This window comes from Variovorax sp. AC194 (assembly GCF_979257995.1).
In genome coordinates this window covers 97,243-112,356 of record NZ_OZ409823.1, presented here as the reverse complement: position 1 = coordinate 112,356, position 15,114 = coordinate 97,243, and the positions used below count along the sequence as shown (strand labels likewise).

The following is a 15,114-nucleotide window of genomic DNA, read 5'->3' as shown; positions in this document are numbered from 1 at the left end:
GTGTCTCCTGGGTGTGTGAACCATCATTCTCCTCAGTTTGCGGCGGCCAGTCGTGCGCTCATGCGCGCAAGCCGCGCGGGCAGGCTGCGTGCGTCGCCCACGATGCAATAGTTGCGCCAGCCGAAGATGCGGCGCACGTACGCATCGGCCGCGCCATCGACCGCGATGCAAGCGGTGCGCACGCCGGCCTCGCGCGCTTCGGCGACGGCCCTGCGGGCGTCTTCGATGAGGTACTGGGGGTCGTGCACGTCGATGTCGGCCGGCGCGCCGTCGGTCACGAGCAATATCGCGCGCTGGCCCGAGGGCTCGGTGCGCAGGTGCGATACGGCGTGGCGCAATGCGGCGCCCATGCGCGTGGAGTAGCGCCCGCGCACCGCACCGATCATGGCGCGTGACGGTGCCTGGAGCAGCGTGCCGAATTCAAGCAGGCGGTAGTAATACACCTCGGCGCGCGTGTTCGACGAAAAGCCGTGGATCGCGAGCCGGTCGATGCCGCGCGCGTTCGCGTCGGCCAGCATCAGGGCCGCTTGCTTCTCGATGTCGAGCAGCGAGCGCGCACCCCCATGGCCGGGGTCGTTCGCCGATTCCGAGAGGTCCAGCAACACCAGCACGCTGCTCGGGCGCGGCGCCTTGCCGGAGCGCATGAACAGGCGCGGGTCGGGGCGCAGGCGCAGGCGCCGGTCGACCAGCACCTCGATCGCGGCGTTCAGGTCGACGTCGTCGCCCTCCCATTGGCGGCGCAGGCGGTGCGTGCGGTCGAGGTGGCGCGCGCGGGGCAGGGCGAGCGGGGCGAAGCGCTCGCTGCTTGCCGATGCCTGCTCGCGCATCGCAGCGAGGCCTTGCCATGCGGGCAGCTTCTCGATCACGGTGCACCAGTCGGGCCGCAGGCGCTCGAGCTTGCGGTCCCATTCGGGGTAGCTGTAGCGGCCCAGTTCCAGTTCGATGCCGGCATCGAGCGATGAGGCGCCGCCGTCGGCTGGCGGTGGCCGCGCGCCGGACTGCTGTAGCGCGATCGCTTCGTCGGGCGACGTCTCGGTCTCGCCGAAATCCCAGAGGTAGCTGTTGTCGTCGCGATAAGGCGCGGGCACCACGTAGTGCTGCGGATCGAAGCGCACGCGCATCTGGCCGAGGTCGTTGGCCAGGATCGATGCGATCGCGCGGAAGGCGTCGTAGTCTTCGAGTCCCGCGCGAGTCACCGTCTCCTCGAACAGGCGGCGCGCCTTGTTGACCCAGTGGTTGTCGTCCTGCCAGGCGGGCAGCATCAGCATGCGGTCCATGCGCGAGAGAAGCGCCGCGAAGCCCAGGTCCAGCGGATCGGGCGGCGGTGCGAGCGATCCGGCGAACCAGCCATGCAGACCAGGAAAATCGCGGCACAGCAGCCGCTCCACGCGCGCATCCTCGATGGCCGAGACGACCGCGATGCCGATCGGCTTGAGCGTGCGCGCGGGCCGGGCGGGCACCGAGTGGCGCAGGTGCGCGACCGCGTGCGCCACCATGGCGCGGTGCATCCGTTCGCTCGCGCTCGCGCTCGCGGGCAGCAGCAGCCGTTTGCCCACGAGCACCGCGCGTGCACCGACTTCGAGCGGCTGCACCTCCACATCCACGCCCGCCAGCCCACGGGCAAGCAGGGCCAGCGACGCGTGGCTGTCTTTCATCCGAACTGCGCCTGCACGAAGCCCTGCAGCGCGCTCGCCATGTCGGGATCGTCGGTGAGTGCGCGTGTCATCGTCATGTCGCAGCTGTCGCGCGGCGACACGCCGTCGCGGATCAGCACGCCCGCGTAGATGAGCATGCGCGTCGAAATCCCTTCGTCGAGCCCGCGGTGCTTCAGTTCCCGCGAGCAATGCGCAATCGCCACCAGCTTGGCCGCCAGTTCGATGGCGACGTCGGCCTCGTGCGCGACGATCTCTGCTTCAAGTGTGCTGTCGGGGTAGTCGAACTCCAGCGCCGCGAAGCGCTGGCGCGTCGAGGGCTTCATGTCCTTCGCGCTGCTCTGGTAGCCGGGGTTGTACGACACCACGAGCTGGAAGTCCGGATGCGCGCGCACCAGCTCGCCCTTCTTGTCCAGCGGCAGGATGCGGCGCGCGTCCGTCAGTGGGTGGATGACCACGGTGGTGTCCTGCCGCGCCTCTACCACCTCGTCCAGGTAGCAGATGCCGCCGTGGCGCACCGCGAGCGTGAGCGGCCCGTCGTGCCACGCGGTGCCGTTCGCATCCAGGAGGTAGCGCCCCACGAGGTCGGAGGCCGTCATGTCCTCGTTGCAGGCGAGCGTGACCAGCGGCCGCCCGAGCGACCACGCCATGTGCTCCACGAAGCGCGTCTTGCCGCAGCCGGTGGGCCCCTTGAGGATCAGCGGCATGCGGTGGCGGTACGCCTGCCGGTACAGCGCCACCTCGTTGCCCGCGGGCCGGTAGAAGGGCTCGGTCTCGATGCGGTAGCTCGCGAGCGGATCGGGGACGGAGGCATTCATGGCGCGTCGTTGCCCTTTCCTCAGCGGTGCTTCGCGGGCTCGTTCGGAATGCCCTCGATCGGGCATTCGGGCGTGCCGACGGTGCTGCGCGTGAACGACTCCACCATCTCGCGCGTGCCCTCGGGGTCGGTGATCCACTTCGTGTAGAAGTTGTAGGGGCAGGCTGCGACGCCCTTGTCGCCGTCGCCCGAGTTGATGGTGCCGGTGTAGCCGCGGTGCACGAGCTTGAAGAGGTGGTTCTGCGACTGGCCGTTCTTGCGCGCGTCGCGGATGAGGCTCATCGAGAGCTCGGCGTAGTTGATGCCCATCTCCTCCTCGCCGCATTCGCCGAGCGTGCGGCCGTCGAAGCCGATGAGCGCGGAGTGGCCGAAGTACGAGTACACGCCGTCGAAGCCCGCCGCATTGGCGACCGCCACGTAGGTGTTGTTCATGAAGGCCATGGCCTTGGACACCAGGATCTGCTGCTCCTTGGCCGGGTACATGTAGCCCTGGCAGCGGATGATGAGCTCGGCGCCGCGCATCGCGCAGTCGCGCCAGATCTCGGGGTAGTTGCCGTCGTCGCAGATGATCAGGCTCATCTTCATGCCCTTGGGGCCGTCGCTCACGTAGGTGCAGTCGCCCGGGTACCAGCCCTCGATGGGCACCCACGGCATGATCTTGCGGTACTTCTGGACGATCTCGCCCTGGTTGTTCATGAGGATCAGCGTGTTGTAGGGCGCCTTGTTCGGGTGCTCCTCGTGGCGCTCGCCGGTGAGCGAGAACACCCCCCACACGTTGGCGCGGCGGCAGGCGTCCGCGAAGATCGCGGTCTCCTCGCCGGGCACCGTGGCGGCGGTGTCGTACATCTCTTTCGAGTCGTACATGATCCCGTGCGTGGAGTACTCGGGAAAGATCACAAGGTCCATGCCCGGCAGTCCCTTTTTCATGCCGACCAGCATCTCGCCGATCTTGCGGGCGTTGTCCAGCACCTCGGCCTTGGTGTGAAGGCGGGGCATCTTGTAGTTGACGACCGCGACGCCGACGCAATCGTTGCTGCTCGAAATATCACCATGTCTCATGACGCTGCTCCTGAAGGGTTGAGGGAAGAAAAACGAAAAGGGGCTCACACGGTCAGGAAGGACCTGACCTTGTCCTGGTCGAGCGTGGCGCGCGCTTCGTCGTGCACGATGCGGCCGCGGTCGATGACGAGAAAGCGGTCGGCCAGCTCGAGCGCGAAGCTCAGCACCTGCTCCGACACCACGACGGCGAAGCCGCGCTCGGCGCGCAGCACGTTCAGCGTGTGCGCGATCTCCTTGATGATCGAAGGCTGGATGCCCTCGGTGGGCTCATCCAGGATCAGCACCCGGGGCTCGGAGATGAGCGCCCGCGCGATCGCCAGCATCTGCTGCTGGCCGCCCGAGAGGTTGCCCGCGCGGCGCTGCCTCATGTCCTTGAGCACGGGAAAGAAGGTGTAGAGGTACTCGGGCACCGTGCGGTGGCCCGACTTCGCGGCGCCCGAGAGGATGTTCTGCTCCACCGTGAGGAACGGGAACACCATGCGCCCCTGCGGCACGAAGGCCAGGCCCTGCGCCACGCGCTGGTAGCTGGGCAGCTTCGTGAGGTCGGCGCCGCCCAGGCGGATGCTGCCGCCACGCGCGGGCAGGAGCCCGATCAGCGACTTCAGCAGCGTGGTCTTGCCCATGCCGTTGCGCCCCATGATGGCAACTGCCTCATCGGGCGCGACGCGCAGTGACACCTGGTGGATGACATGCGACTCGCCATAGGCGACATCGAGTGCGGAGACTTCGAGCATCTGCATTTCTCCTTCTCTCAATGGCCCAGGTACACGTCGATCACGCGCGGGTCGGCCTGCACCTGCGCGGCCGTTCCTTCGCTGAGCAACTTGCCCTGGTGCAGCACCGTGACGCGGTGCGCGATGCGCTTGACGAAATCCATGTCGTGCTCGATCACGACCACCGACTTGCCCGCCGAGATGCGCCGCAGGAGGTCGCCCGTCTGCTCGCGCTCGCGCGGGCTCATGCCGGCCACGGGTTCGTCCAGCAGCAGCAGCTCGGGCTCCTGCATCAGCAGCATCCCGATTTCCAGCCATTGCTTTTGCCCGTGGCTCAGCTGCCCGGCGCGGTGGCCGAGCCGCTCGATGAGAAAGACCTGCTCGGCCATCGCATCGATGCGCTCGCGCAGCGCGGGCGTGCGGCGAAAGGTGAGCGACTGCAGCAGGCCGTGCATGCGCGGCAGCGAGATCTCGAAGTTCTCCAGCACCGTGAGGTCTTCGTAGACCGAGGGCGTCTGGAACTTGCGGCCCACGCCGGCGCGCACGATCTCGTATTCGTTCAGCCGGCCGAGGTCCTGGCCGTTGAAGAGCACGCGGCCCGCGCTGGGCTTGGTCTTGCCGCAGATCATGTCCAGCAGCGTGGTCTTGCCCGCGCCGTTCGGTCCGATGATCACGCGCAGTTCGTTGCGCTCCACCGAGAGGCTCAGGCCGTCCACCGCCTTGAAGCCGTCGAAGGACACGGTCAGGTCCTCCACGCGCAGGATCTGCTCGTTCGCGTGCGAGAACGCCGCGGCCGCTTGCGGCAGGCCACCGTTGGGCATCGTCATCGTGGCGTTCATGGCGCCGCCTCCGCGCCGCGGCGGCGCAGCAACTTCTCGCCCAGGCCCGCGAGGCCGTTGGGCATGGCCCACACCACGAGGATGAACACCGCGCCCAGGAAGTACAGCCAGCCCTCGGGGAAAGTCTCCGACAGGTACGACTTGAGAAAGCCGATCAGGAGCGCGCCGATCACCGCGCCCGGAATCGACAGCCGCCCGCCGACTGCCGCATAGATCACCATCTCCACCGAAGCCACGACGCCGATCACGCCCGGCGCGATCAGCCCGACCTGCAGGCTGTAGAACGCCCCGCCGATGGCCGACAGCATCGCGGCCACCGCGAAGACGAAGGCCTTCATGTGCGCCGTGTTGTAGCCGCTGAAGCGCACGCGGTCCTCGCGGTCGCGGATGGCGATGAGGATCTTGCCGAAGCGGCTGCGCACGATCGCGAGCGACACCGCCATCACCAGCGCGATGGCCAGCACCTCGACGAAGTACATGACGCGCTTGGCCTCGTCGCCCGCGATGTCCCAGCCCAGCAGCGTGCGGAAATCGGTGATGCCGTTGGCACCGCCCGTGTCGCCCTGCTGGCCGACCACCACCACGGTGAGCGTGAGCGCCAGCGAGAGCGTGACGATCGCGAAGTACACGCCGCTCACGCGTCGCTTGAAGATCGCGTACGAGAACACGTACGCCAGCACGGCGGGAATCACGAGGATGCCCGCAATCGTCCAGCCCAGCGAGTGGAACGGCTGCCACCACGCGGGCAGCTGCTCGACGCTGCTCCACACCATGAAGTCGGGCAGCTCGGGCGCCGAGGCTTCGAGCTTCAGGAACATCGCCATCATGTAGCCGCCCAGGCCGAAGAACATGCCCTGGCCCAGGCTCAGCACGCCGCCGTAGCCCCAGGTGAGCACCACGCCCACCGCGACGAATGCGAAGGCCAGGTACTTGCTGATGAGGTTCAGGCGAAACGGATCGAGCGTGAGCGGCAGCACCACGGCCAGGAGCAGCAGCACGGCCGCCATGCCCGCGAGGTCGCTCTTGCGTTGGGGAGAGAGCTTGAACATGCCTTCAGCTCCTCGAACGCGTGGCGAACAACCCGTTGGGCCGGAAGTACAGCACCGCGATCACCAGCAGGAGGATCGTGGCCTTGGCCATCGAGCCGCTCATGAGGTACTCCAGCCAGGTCTGCGACTGCGCGATGGCGAAGCCCGAGAGCGCCGTGCCTACGAGGCTCTGCACGCCGCCGAACACCACCACGATGAACGAGTCGACGATGTAGAGCTGGCCGGTGCCCGGGTTGGTCGAGCCGATCATCGTGAACACCGCGCCCGCGATGCCCGCGAGACCCGAGCCGAGCGCGAAGGTCATCGCGTCGACGCGGTGCGTGTCGATGCCCACCGCGCCGGCGATGGCGCGGTTCTGCGTCACCGCGCGCACCTTCAGCCCCCATGGCGTGCGGTAGAGCAGCAGGTACACGCCCACCGCCACGATGGCCGTCAACCCCACGATGAAGATGCGCGTGAGCGGCAGCTGGATGCCCGCCGTCGGCTCCCACGCCCCCGCGAGCCAGGAGGCCAGCGGCACGCTCACCTCCTGCGCGCCGAAGATCGAGCGGTAGGCCTGCTGCAGGATGAGGCTCAGGCCCCAGGTGGCCAGCAGCGTGTCCAGCGGCCGGTCGTAGAAGAAGCGGATGAAGCCCCGCTCCAGCAGGTAGCCGAACGCGAAGGTCACGGCGAACGCGAACGGAATCGCGGCGAACAGGTACAGGTCCATCCAGCCCGGCGCGAAGTGCTCGAAGAAGCGCGCCGCCAGGTAGGTCATGTAGGCGCCCAGCGCCATCAGCTCGCCGTGCGCCATGTTGATGACGCCCATCAGGCCGAACACGATGGCCAGCCCGATGGCCATCAGAAGCAGGATGGTGAACAGGCTCACGCCGTTGAACACCTGCATCGCCGCGATGTCGAGGTTCATCGCGTCAGACCTTCGGGAAGGGGTTGGGCTCGACGGGCTGCGGCGACTCCCACACGATGTCGAACTGCCCGTCGGGGCGCGCGCGGCCCACGCGCACCTTCTTCCACACGTGGTGGTTGGTGGCGTGCACGCGCACCGTGCCCTCGGGCGCATCGAGCTCCACGCCCGCGGCGGCGGCCGTGACCTTGTCCACGTCGAAGGACTTGGCCTTCTCGACCGCCAGCTTCCAGAGGTAGACGCAGTTGTAGGCCACCTCCATCGGGTCGCCGATCACGCGCTCCTGCCCGTACTTGGCCTTGAAGGCCTTCACGAACTTCTCGTTGGCCGGCGACTTGATGCTCTGGAAGTAGCCCATGCAGGCGTAGTAGCCCGCGGCGTTGTCCTTGCCGATGCCCTCGATCTCGTTCTCCGACACCACGGTGGAGAGCAGCACCTGCCTGGCGCCGTCCAGGCCCGCCGCGCGCAATTGCTTGTAGAGCGCCACGTTGGAGCCGCCCACCACGGTGCTGTAGATGCAATCGGGCTTGGCGGCCTTGATCTTGTTGATGATCGAGGAGAACTCGGTGTGGCCGAGCGGCGCGTATTCCTCGCCCACCACCTTGCCGCCGGCCTTGGCGATGGCCGGCTTGGCGATCTTGTTGCAGGTGCGCGGGTAGATGTAGTCCGAGCCCACCAGGAAGAAGCTCTTGCCCTTCTCGCGCGCCATCCACTCCACCGCCGCGATGACCGATTGCGTGGCTTCCTGCGAGGGGTAGAAGACGCGCTTGTCCTGTTCCTGGCCTTCGTAGTAGGTCGGGTAGAACAAGAGGCCCTTGGCTTGGTTGAGCACCGGCAGCAGCGCCTTGCGCGAGGCCGAGGTGTAGCAGCCGATGATGGCCGCGACCTTGTCGCGTTCGAGCAGCTTGCGCGCTTTCTCGGCAAAGACCGGGTTCTCGCTCGCGCCGTCTTCCACCACGGCCTCGATCTTCTTGCCGAGCACGCCGCCGGCGGCGTTGATCTCCTCGATGGCGAGCTTCTCGGCATCGACCAGCGAGGCCTCGGCGATGGCGATGGTGCCCGAGAGCGAGTGCAGGAGGCCCAGCTTCACCGTCGTGCCTTCCTGCGCGGCGGCAAGGCCGGCCACGCCACCCGCGGCGCCCAGCACGATCATCGAGCCGCCGGTCTTCACGAGCTGGCGGCGGTTGAGGGAAACGTTCGTCATGTCAAATTCCTTTGCCTTGGTTTTGTGCGAGTCATCAGAGGAACATCCGACCTTCGAGGCCGCGCGTTGGGTGTCTCCTCCCGCGGCGCGGCCCCTGCAAACGAGCGCTCGTTCACCAGTGCTTTTTCTCGGGGCAAAGCTGCGCCACCGGATGACGCGCATCCGTTTTGAAAAGGCTTCGTTGCGACCGAGAAAACAAAAAAGCCCGAACCGGTGGTGAAACCGATTCGGGCTTTGTTGCCCGACCCCTCGCTGGCAGCACTGGCAGCGGGCGTCGTATGAATGAAGGACTGGTAACGATTGCTCGTTGGGGCGGATTCTTCTCAACTCACCCCGGCGTGAACATACGTTCTTTCGCTGATTGGCGGATGCGCATCGCCTGTGGTATTCGCGCGCACACCGGTGCGGCGGCTAACGGGGGCGGGCGAAGTCCGCTTCGATCCAGCTGGTGGCGCTGCCCGACGTGAGCTTGAAGGCCGGCGAGACATTCACGCTCGCCAGCTCGCTGTCGTCTTCGTCGTCGTGCGCGCTCAGCGTGGCCGAGGGGTTGTCCTCGTCGGGCACGATCGCGAGCGAGACGCGAATGCGCCGTCCGTCGCGTGCCGTCACCGTCACGCTCTTGTTGAGCGTGGCGTGCAGCTGCTGCTCGTGGCGGCGGATCACTTCGGCGGCCGTCTTTACCAGCGTGGAAAACGCGGGGCCGTCGAGCGGCTTGGGGTTCTTCTTGTCGCGGCCCATGGTCCAGGGGCCGACGAGAGCGGGCTCGGGATCGCCGTGGCGGGTCATCTCGACGGCCCAGCCGTCGTCTTCCTCGTTCTTGATCACGCGGGCGGTCCAGAGGTCGTCGCGCCAGAGGCGGGGTTCCTGCAAGGGGAGGTTTTCTGTGTCGGTGGGTTCGGTCATTCGGAGGCTTGTGTTCGTGCGCGGGCTATTTTCCCCCGAGTCCCTTGCGTGGGTGCCCCGATGTATTGCTGCAGTCCGGCGACCAGTGCGTCGAACGTGGCGCGGCAGCGCGGGCTTGCGCGCAGGTCCTCGTGCATCGTGATCCAGGTCTCCAGCTTCATCGAGAAGGCGCGCGGCATGAGGCGCACCAGCGCGGGGTCGCGCCGCGCCAGGCCGGCCTGGCAGATGCCGATGCCCGCGCCCGCTCGGATCAGCGCCAGTTGCGCAAGGTCGCTGTCGGTGCGCAGCGAGAACGCGTCGCGGCCATAGCCCGGTAGCGCCTTGCCCGCGTTGCGCACGAACGCCGAGGGCTGGTCGTAGCCGACGACGGCATGGTCCGCGAGGTCCTGCATCTTGCGCGGCGTGCCGTGGCGGGCCAGGTAGTCCTTGCGCGCGTGAAAGCCCAACTCGATCTGCCCGACGCGGCGCGCGATCAACTGCTCTTGCTTCGGCCGCACCATGCGCACCGCGATGTCGGCTTCGCGCCGCAGCAGGTCCTGCACGCGGTTGGTCAGCACCAGCTCGACCTTCAACGCCGGGTGCGCCTCGCGCAGCCGCGCGACGATGGCCGGCAGCACCTCGACGCCGATCACTTCGCTGGCGGAGATGCGCACGACGCCGCGCACGCCCTCGCCCTGGCTGGTCGCGGCGCGCTCCAGCGAGGCCGCGGTGCTTTCCATGGCCTCGGCATGGCTCTGCAACGCCAGCGCCACCTCGGTGGGCATCAACCCCACCTGCGAGCGCGTGAACAGCACCACGCCGAGTGCTGCTTCGAGCGCTGCCACATGGCGCCCGGCCGTCGGCTGCGTGATGCCCAGCGCGCGCGCCGCGCCGGAGAGAGATCCTTCCCGCAGGACGCCGAGGAACGAGCGGTACAGCTCCCAGCCGATGTTCGAAGTCATACACAAATGTATAGCCGCTGGCCCATGTTCGGCAATTCCAATAGAACGGTCATCGACCCAGAATTCAGCCATCGACAACGCTTCTGGAGCATTTCATGGCACACGACAACAACACGGTCCTGGTTCTCGGCGCGACGGGTGGCATCGGCGGCGAGGTAGCGCAACAGCTTCGCCAGGCGGGGTGGACGGTGCGGGCGCTCAAGCGCGGCATGGCGCAGCCCGTGGCGCAAAAGGACGGCATCACCTGGCTGCGCGGCGATGCAATGGACCGGCAGGCCGTCATGGACGCCGCGAAGGGCTGCGCGGTCATCGTGCATGCGGTCAACCCGCCCGGCTACCGCAACTGGGCGCAGCTGGTGCTGCCGATGCTGGACAACACCATCGCCGCCGCGAAGGCCGAAGGCGCGACCATCGTGCTGCCCGGCACGGTCTACAACTTCGGGCCCGATGCGTTTTCCGGGACCATCGGCGAAAACGCGCCGCAGCACCCCGTCACCCGCAAGGGCGCCATCCGCGTCGAGCTCGAGCGGCGCCTCGAAGACGCGAGCCGCAACGGCGCCCGCGTGCTGATCGTGCGCGCCGGTGACTTCTTCGGTCCGAAGGCCGGCAACAACTGGTTCTCGCAGGGGCTGGTGAAGGCGGGGCAGCCGGTCAAGGCCGTGAGCTATCCCGGCCGCGCGAACACGGCGCACCAATGGTCGTACCTGCCGGACGTGGCGCGCACGATGGTCGCGTTGCTGGCGCGGCGTGACGGGCTGGAACCCTTCGCGCGCTTCCACATGGCCGGCCATCGCGACACCGACGGCACGCAGATGAGCGGCGCGATCCGCGACGTGGTGGCGCGCCGCACGGGCACCGCGCCGCGCGTGACGGCTTTTCCATGGTGGCTGATGACGCTGGCCTCGCCCTTCGTCACGACCCTGCGTGAGATGCGCGAGATGCGCTACCTGTGGCGCACGCCGGTGCTGATGGACAACGCGAAGCTGGTGGCCTTCCTCGGGCACGAGCCGCACACGCCGCTGGAAGAGGCGGTCGAGGCCTCGCTGGAAGGCATGGGCTGCCTGGATTCAGCGCCGACGGCCGTGGCGGCCTGACGGTCAGAAGACCGAGAGCCCCGTGCGCGCGACGAACAGCTCCAGCGCCTTCATGCCGAGCAGCGAGTTGCCCGTCGCATCCAGCGCCGGCGACCAGACGCAGAGCGTGAGCTTGTCGGGCACGACCGCCACGATGCCGCCGCCCACGCCGCTCTTGCAGGGCAGCCCGATGGAGAACGCCACGTCGCCCGCGGCGTCGTAGGTGCCGCAGGTCAGCATCAGCGCGTTGATGCGCCGGGTCTGCCGCTCGCCGGTGATCGCGGGTTCGCCATCGATCGGGTGCGCGCCGTCGCGGCACAGGAACGCCGCGGCGCGTGCGAGCTGGCGGCAGCTCATGCGCAGCGAACACTGGTGAAAGTAGGTGTCGAGCACCGTGCCGACGTCGTTGTCGATCTTGCCGAAGCTCTTCATGAAGTTCGCGAGCGCGACGTTCCGAAAGCCCGTGTCGGCCTCGGACTTGGCCACCTCTTCGTCGAACGCAATCGGCTCCCCGCACAAACCGCTCATCAGCGCGAGGATGTCCGCCTTCGCGCTGCCGCCGTCGACTGCCGCCTGGCTCACCAGCCGGTCGGCCACCGCGATGGCGCCCGCATTGATGAAGGGATTGCGCGGCTTGCCCTGTTCGTTCTCCAGCTGCACGAGCGAGTTGAACGGATTGCCCGAGGGCTCGCGCCCGATGCGCTCCCACAGCGCATCGCCCATGCGCTGCATCGCGAGCGTCAGCGTGAAGAGCTTGGAGACGCTCTGGATCGAGAACGGCACCTCGCCGTCGCCCGCGAAGGCTTCTTCGCCATCGCAGGTGCGCAGCGCGATGCCGAACTGCCGCGCATCGACCCGCGCGAGCGCTGGAATGTAGCTGGCCACGGTGCCCGCCTGGCCGAGCTCGGGGCGCAGGGTGGCGACGATGTCGTCGAGGACGGGCTGGAAATTCATCGAGGCTGCGCTCATCTCATGCCGTGCGTTGCACCGCGGGGCGGCGGTTCACCAGCACGATGCCCAGCGCGACGCCTGCGAGCGCCACCATCAGCTGCAGCGTCAGCGGCTCGTTCAGCAACACCACGCCGAACACCAGCGCGAAGAGCGGCGTGAGAAAGGTGAAGGACGACATCTGCGTCGCCGGGTAGTGCCGCAGCAGCCACATCCAGGTGAGATAGCTGGCGAAGGCGCCGATCACCGTCTGCAGGCCGATCGAGGTCCACGCCCAGCTGGAGTACGAAAAGCGCCAGCTCTCGCCGAGCGCGAGCGACAGCACCGGGCACACGGCCGCGGTCACTGCCACTTGATAGAACAGCGTCTTCTCCGCACTCGCGGTGGCGAGCTTGGTGGTGCGCAGCGTCAGCGTGGTCAGGCCCCAGAGCATGCCGGCCCCCAGGCCCATCGCATCGCCGATGAGTTGCGACGAACTCATGTGGCCGAAGCCTTCGCTGAACGCGAGCACCACGCCCGAGAACGCGATGAAGAGCCCGAGCCACTGAAAGCCGCGCAGCCGCTCGGCCGGTACCCATCGCGGCAGCAGCAGCGAGACCCAGAACGGCGCGGTGTACAGGAACACGGTGAGCCGCGAGGCGCTGGTGTGCTGCAGGCCGAGGTAGATGCCGGCGAACTCGCCCGCGAAGAGCGCCCCGGCCAGCAGGCCGGGCCACAGCGTGCCGTCGCGGTTGAACAGCGGCACGCCGCGCGAGGCGCACCACAGCCACAAGAGCACGGTGGCGCCCACCATGCGGATCGAGGCCTGCCACATCGGCGGCACTTCGGTCACGGTGGTCTTGATGAGGATCTGCTGCAGGCCCCAGAACGCGCAGCACGCGATGAGAAGGCCGATGGCGAGGGCGTCGAGGTGGGTCTTGCGCTGGATCATTCGAGTTGTTGTCGTCGTGGTCGTTGTCGTCTTGTTCAGCGGCCGGCCACCGGATAGGGCGGCTTGCCGCGGGTGCCGGTCATCAGGTCGGGCACCACGGTCTCCACATCGGGCACCGCGCGCGCGGCGCGCTCGAGCCGCCGGGCCAATGCGGGCGTCGGCACGCAGCCCTGCAGGTAGACCCAGCGGCGCTGGATCATCACCCACACGCTGCCGCTGCGCACGCCGGGCACCGCCAGCAGCGCGGCGCGCACCTTCGGCGCGAGGGGCTTGTCGTAGCGGTAGGCGTTGCTGTCGGTGCACTTGCCGGCGAGCCAGCAGCTGGTGCCGCGCTCCAGGCGCGAGTGGGTCTGGGTGCGCCGCTCCTCGGCGGTGTAGAAAGGGCCCTCGGGTGCGGCGCAGGCCGGAAGACCCGAGGACACCTGGAAGAACGGGTCGTCGAACCAGTTCTGCTTGGGCGCGCCCGCTGCGTCATGTGTCTGCTGCGCCATCGCGGTCTGCGCGGCCATCAGCAGCACGGGCACGAGCGCGGCGGCGCGCATCACAAGGGGTGTTCCGTGTAGAAACGCCCGCCGTGGAACAGGAGCGGCGAGGCGCCCGCGTTGTGGGTGCAGCGCTCGACCTCGCCGACGAAGATCACATGGTCGCCTTCGTCGTAGCGGCTGCGGTTGAAGCACTCGAAGCTCGCCGCCGCGCCGACCAGCACCGGCGCGCCGCCGATGCCCCGGGTGAATTCCACGTCGGCCCAGCGGTCGATGTTCTTGGTGGCGAAGCGCTCGGCCAGCGGCTTCTGGCTCGCGGCCAGGATGTTGACCGCGTAGTGCGAGCCGGTGCTGAGCGCGGGCATCGAGCCCGCTGCGCGGGCCAGGCTCCAGAGCACCAGCGGCGGCGTGAGCGACACCGAATTGAAGGAATTGGCCGTGAGGCCGACCAGCGTGCCGTCGGCCGCGCACGCGGTGACGATGGTCACGCCCGTGGCGAACATGCCGAGCGCTTCCCGGAACTCGTCGGGCGAAAAGGTGGGCGGCTTGGCCCGGCGGGGAGTGGTCACGAAGGAGGCTGGGCGGTGGTCGGCAGGAAGACCATTTTGGCTCAGCGCTCGGCCGACCGCTTGATCGGCCCCATCAACTCTGTCACGAGGCGGGTATAGACGGTAGCGGCGGCCGAGGGCGTGCGGCCCGCGAGCGTCACCAGGCTGTAGTGCGTCTGCATGCGCGCGAAGCCGGCGATCGGGAGGGGAACGAGGGCGTCGGTGTCGGTGTTCAGGGTGGGCGCGTGCGGCGCGAGGATGACCGCGTTGGCGGTCAGGGCCAGGTGGCGCAGCGTGCCCGCGTCGTCGCAGGTGACGTTGAACACGCCGCGGTCGTCGCGCTGGAGCTGGCGCTCGAAATGCGCGGCCACCTCGGCCGGCAGGTTCGGGCCGGCCAGGGGATGGGCCATGGCTTTTTCCAGCGTCACCTGCTTGAGCCGGCGCAACGGGTGCTTCGGCTGCACGAAGAACGACACCGGCAGGTCGGGCAGGCGCGCGAGCTTCAGGCCGGGCTGCTTCTTCAGGTCGCGGGTGTCGGCAATGAACAGGTCCAGCTGCCGCCGGTGCAGCCGCTCGCTGAGCGTGACGGTGTCGGCCACCTCCATGCGCATGAGGAGTTGCGGGTGACGCTGCGCCATCAGCGACAGCGCCATGCGCCCGAGCGTGCTGGCCGCGAAGGGGCCCAGCCCCACGGCGAGGCTGCCGATGGCCAGGCCCTGGAGCTGCAGCACGTCGCGCTGGATCTGCTGCGCATCGGCGATGAGCTCGCGGGCGCGCGCGAGCACCAGTTCGCCCGCCTGCGTGAAGCGCACGGTGCCGTAGGCGCGGTCGACCAGGCGCGCCTGCAGCTTGTCTTCGAGCGTGTCGATGCTGCGCGAGAGCGCGGGCTGCGACAGGTGAACGGCCTGCGCGGCGCGGCCGAAGCTGCCTTGCTCGGCGAGCGCGAGGAGGTGCTGGAGCTGGCGCAGCTGCATTTTGCGTTTTCCGTAAAAAGGATCGGCACATTTTGCATTTGCCAACGCTTCGGGTGGTTCGGAAAATCGCGCCCTGT

Annotated in this window: 16 protein-coding genes; 1 reads left to right on the top strand and 15 read right to left on the bottom strand. The window is 68.1% G+C overall.

Annotation, left to right across the window (positions count from 1 at the left end; genetic code table 11):
• Positions 1-32: 32 nt before the first annotated feature.
• From ACZYRS_RS00490 to ACZYRS_RS00445, 10 genes are all read right to left on the bottom strand, one after another.
• Positions 33-1,655, bottom strand: a complete 1,623-nt coding sequence (locus tag ACZYRS_RS00490) for a nitric oxide reductase activation protein NorD (RefSeq protein WP_463417714.1) — start codon at positions 1,653-1,655, stop codon at positions 33-35.
• On the bottom strand, positions 1,652-2,470 hold the full coding sequence (locus ACZYRS_RS00485) for an AAA family ATPase (RefSeq protein WP_463417713.1): 819 nt from the start codon (positions 2,468-2,470) through the stop codon (positions 1,652-1,654). The genes ACZYRS_RS00490 and ACZYRS_RS00485 overlap by 4 nt, the downstream gene beginning before the upstream one ends.
• A 20-nt stretch (positions 2,471-2,490) precedes the next feature.
• Positions 2,491-3,528, bottom strand: a complete 1,038-nt coding sequence (locus ACZYRS_RS00480) for an aliphatic amidase (protein WP_463417712.1) — start codon at positions 3,526-3,528, stop codon at positions 2,491-2,493.
• 44 nt (positions 3,529-3,572) lie between these two features.
• Complete coding sequence (gene urtE / locus ACZYRS_RS00475; protein WP_463417711.1) at positions 3,573-4,262, bottom strand: urea ABC transporter ATP-binding subunit UrtE; 690 nt, start codon at positions 4,260-4,262, stop codon at positions 3,573-3,575.
• A gap of 17 nt (positions 4,263-4,279) precedes the next feature.
• Positions 4,280-5,062 carry an urea ABC transporter ATP-binding protein UrtD gene (gene urtD / locus ACZYRS_RS00470; RefSeq protein ID WP_463422432.1) on the bottom strand — a complete coding sequence of 261 codons (783 nt, stop codon included), beginning with the start codon at positions 5,060-5,062 and terminating at the stop codon, positions 4,280-4,282.
• A gap of 14 nt (positions 5,063-5,076) precedes the next feature.
• Positions 5,077-6,129 (bottom strand): urea ABC transporter permease subunit UrtC, encoded by a 1,053-nt coding sequence (urtC, locus tag ACZYRS_RS00465; protein WP_463417710.1) that lies wholly within the window; start codon positions 6,127-6,129, stop codon positions 5,077-5,079.
• A gap of 4 nt (positions 6,130-6,133) precedes the next feature.
• Positions 6,134-7,036 carry an urea ABC transporter permease subunit UrtB gene (gene urtB, locus ACZYRS_RS00460; RefSeq protein WP_463417709.1) on the bottom strand — a complete coding sequence of 301 codons (903 nt, stop codon included), beginning with the start codon at positions 7,034-7,036 and terminating at the stop codon, positions 6,134-6,136.
• A 4-nt stretch (positions 7,037-7,040) separates the two neighbouring features.
• On the bottom strand, positions 7,041-8,237 hold the full coding sequence (gene urtA, locus ACZYRS_RS00455) for an urea ABC transporter substrate-binding protein (protein ID WP_463417708.1): 1,197 nt from the start codon (positions 8,235-8,237) through the stop codon (positions 7,041-7,043).
• Between the two features lie 411 nt (positions 8,238-8,648).
• Positions 8,649-9,140: a hypothetical protein gene (locus ACZYRS_RS00450; RefSeq protein ID WP_463417707.1), complete on the bottom strand. Its 492-nt coding sequence runs from the start codon at positions 9,138-9,140 to the stop codon at positions 8,649-8,651.
• Entirely contained in the window at positions 9,137-10,081 is a 945-nt protein-coding gene (locus tag ACZYRS_RS00445) for a LysR family transcriptional regulator (protein WP_463417706.1), read from the bottom strand. The genes ACZYRS_RS00450 and ACZYRS_RS00445 overlap by 4 nt, the downstream gene beginning before the upstream one ends.
• Positions 10,082-10,176: 95 nt before the next feature.
• On the opposite strand from ACZYRS_RS00445, the gene ACZYRS_RS00440 reads away from it, so the two are divergent.
• On the top strand, positions 10,177-11,175 hold the full coding sequence (locus ACZYRS_RS00440) for an NAD-dependent epimerase/dehydratase family protein (protein ID WP_463417705.1): 999 nt from the start codon (positions 10,177-10,179) through the stop codon (positions 11,173-11,175).
• 3 nt (positions 11,176-11,178) lie between these two features.
• Here the strand turns inward: ACZYRS_RS00440 and ACZYRS_RS00435 are convergent, their stop codons facing one another.
• Genes ACZYRS_RS00435 through ACZYRS_RS00415 form a run of 5 tightly spaced genes read right to left on the bottom strand, consistent with a single transcriptional unit; the run spans position 11,179 to position 15,037 of the window.
• On the bottom strand, positions 11,179-12,123 hold the full coding sequence (locus ACZYRS_RS00435) for a glutaminase (protein ID WP_463417704.1): 945 nt from the start codon (positions 12,121-12,123) through the stop codon (positions 11,179-11,181).
• Position 12,124: 1 nt separating this feature from the next.
• A complete protein-coding gene (locus tag ACZYRS_RS00430) occupies positions 12,125-13,033 on the bottom strand; it encodes a DMT family transporter (protein ID WP_463417703.1) in 909 nt (302 codons plus the stop codon).
• Between the two features lie 35 nt (positions 13,034-13,068).
• Positions 13,069-13,575, bottom strand: a complete 507-nt coding sequence (locus ACZYRS_RS00425; RefSeq protein WP_198785599.1) for a BON domain-containing protein — start codon at positions 13,573-13,575, stop codon at positions 13,069-13,071.
• Positions 13,575-14,084: a flavin reductase family protein gene (locus tag ACZYRS_RS00420; RefSeq protein ID WP_198785600.1), complete on the bottom strand. Its 510-nt coding sequence runs from the start codon at positions 14,082-14,084 to the stop codon at positions 13,575-13,577. The genes ACZYRS_RS00425 and ACZYRS_RS00420 overlap by 1 nt, the downstream gene beginning before the upstream one ends.
• 41 nt (positions 14,085-14,125) lie before the next feature.
• Positions 14,126-15,037: a LysR family transcriptional regulator gene (locus tag ACZYRS_RS00415; protein WP_463417702.1), complete on the bottom strand. Its 912-nt coding sequence runs from the start codon at positions 15,035-15,037 to the stop codon at positions 14,126-14,128.
• Positions 15,038-15,114: the final 77 nt, after the last annotated feature.

What these genes read in the sequence shown, in the direction of transcription:
- ACZYRS_RS00430 (WP_463417703.1), bottom strand. Translation starts at nt 13,033, where the DNA reads ATGATCCAGCGCAAGACCCACCTCGACGCCCTCGCCATCGGCCTTCTC.
- ACZYRS_RS00440 (WP_463417705.1), top strand. Translation starts at nt 10,177, where the DNA reads ATGGCACACGACAACAACACGGTCCTGGTTCTCGGCGCGACGGGTGGC.
- urtB (WP_463417709.1), bottom strand. Translation starts at nt 7,036, where the DNA reads ATGAACCTCGACATCGCGGCGATGCAGGTGTTCAACGGCGTGAGCCTG.
- ACZYRS_RS00415 (WP_463417702.1), bottom strand. Translation starts at nt 15,037, where the DNA reads ATGCAGCTGCGCCAGCTCCAGCACCTCCTCGCGCTCGCCGAGCAAGGC.
- ACZYRS_RS00490 (WP_463417714.1), bottom strand. Translation starts at nt 1,655, where the DNA reads ATGAAAGACAGCCACGCGTCGCTGGCCCTGCTTGCCCGTGGGCTGGCG.
- urtC (WP_463417710.1), bottom strand. Translation starts at nt 6,129, where the DNA reads ATGTTCAAGCTCTCTCCCCAACGCAAGAGCGACCTCGCGGGCATGGCG.
- urtE (WP_463417711.1), bottom strand. Translation starts at nt 4,262, where the DNA reads ATGCTCGAAGTCTCCGCACTCGATGTCGCCTATGGCGAGTCGCATGTC.
- ACZYRS_RS00485 (WP_463417713.1), bottom strand. Translation starts at nt 2,470, where the DNA reads ATGAATGCCTCCGTCCCCGATCCGCTCGCGAGCTACCGCATCGAGACC.
- urtD (WP_463422432.1), bottom strand. Translation starts at nt 5,062, where the DNA reads ATGCCCAACGGTGGCCTGCCGCAAGCGGCCGCGGCGTTCTCGCACGCG.
- ACZYRS_RS00480 (WP_463417712.1), bottom strand. Translation starts at nt 3,528, where the DNA reads ATGAGACATGGTGATATTTCGAGCAGCAACGATTGCGTCGGCGTCGCG.
- urtA (WP_463417708.1), bottom strand. Translation starts at nt 8,237, where the DNA reads ATGACGAACGTTTCCCTCAACCGCCGCCAGCTCGTGAAGACCGGCGGC.
- ACZYRS_RS00450 (WP_463417707.1), bottom strand. Translation starts at nt 9,140, where the DNA reads ATGACCGAACCCACCGACACAGAAAACCTCCCCTTGCAGGAACCCCGC.
- ACZYRS_RS00425 (WP_198785599.1), bottom strand. Translation starts at nt 13,575, where the DNA reads ATGCGCGCCGCCGCGCTCGTGCCCGTGCTGCTGATGGCCGCGCAGACC.
- ACZYRS_RS00435 (WP_463417704.1), bottom strand. Translation starts at nt 12,123, where the DNA reads ATGAGCGCAGCCTCGATGAATTTCCAGCCCGTCCTCGACGACATCGTC.
- ACZYRS_RS00445 (WP_463417706.1), bottom strand. Translation starts at nt 10,081, where the DNA reads ATGACTTCGAACATCGGCTGGGAGCTGTACCGCTCGTTCCTCGGCGTC.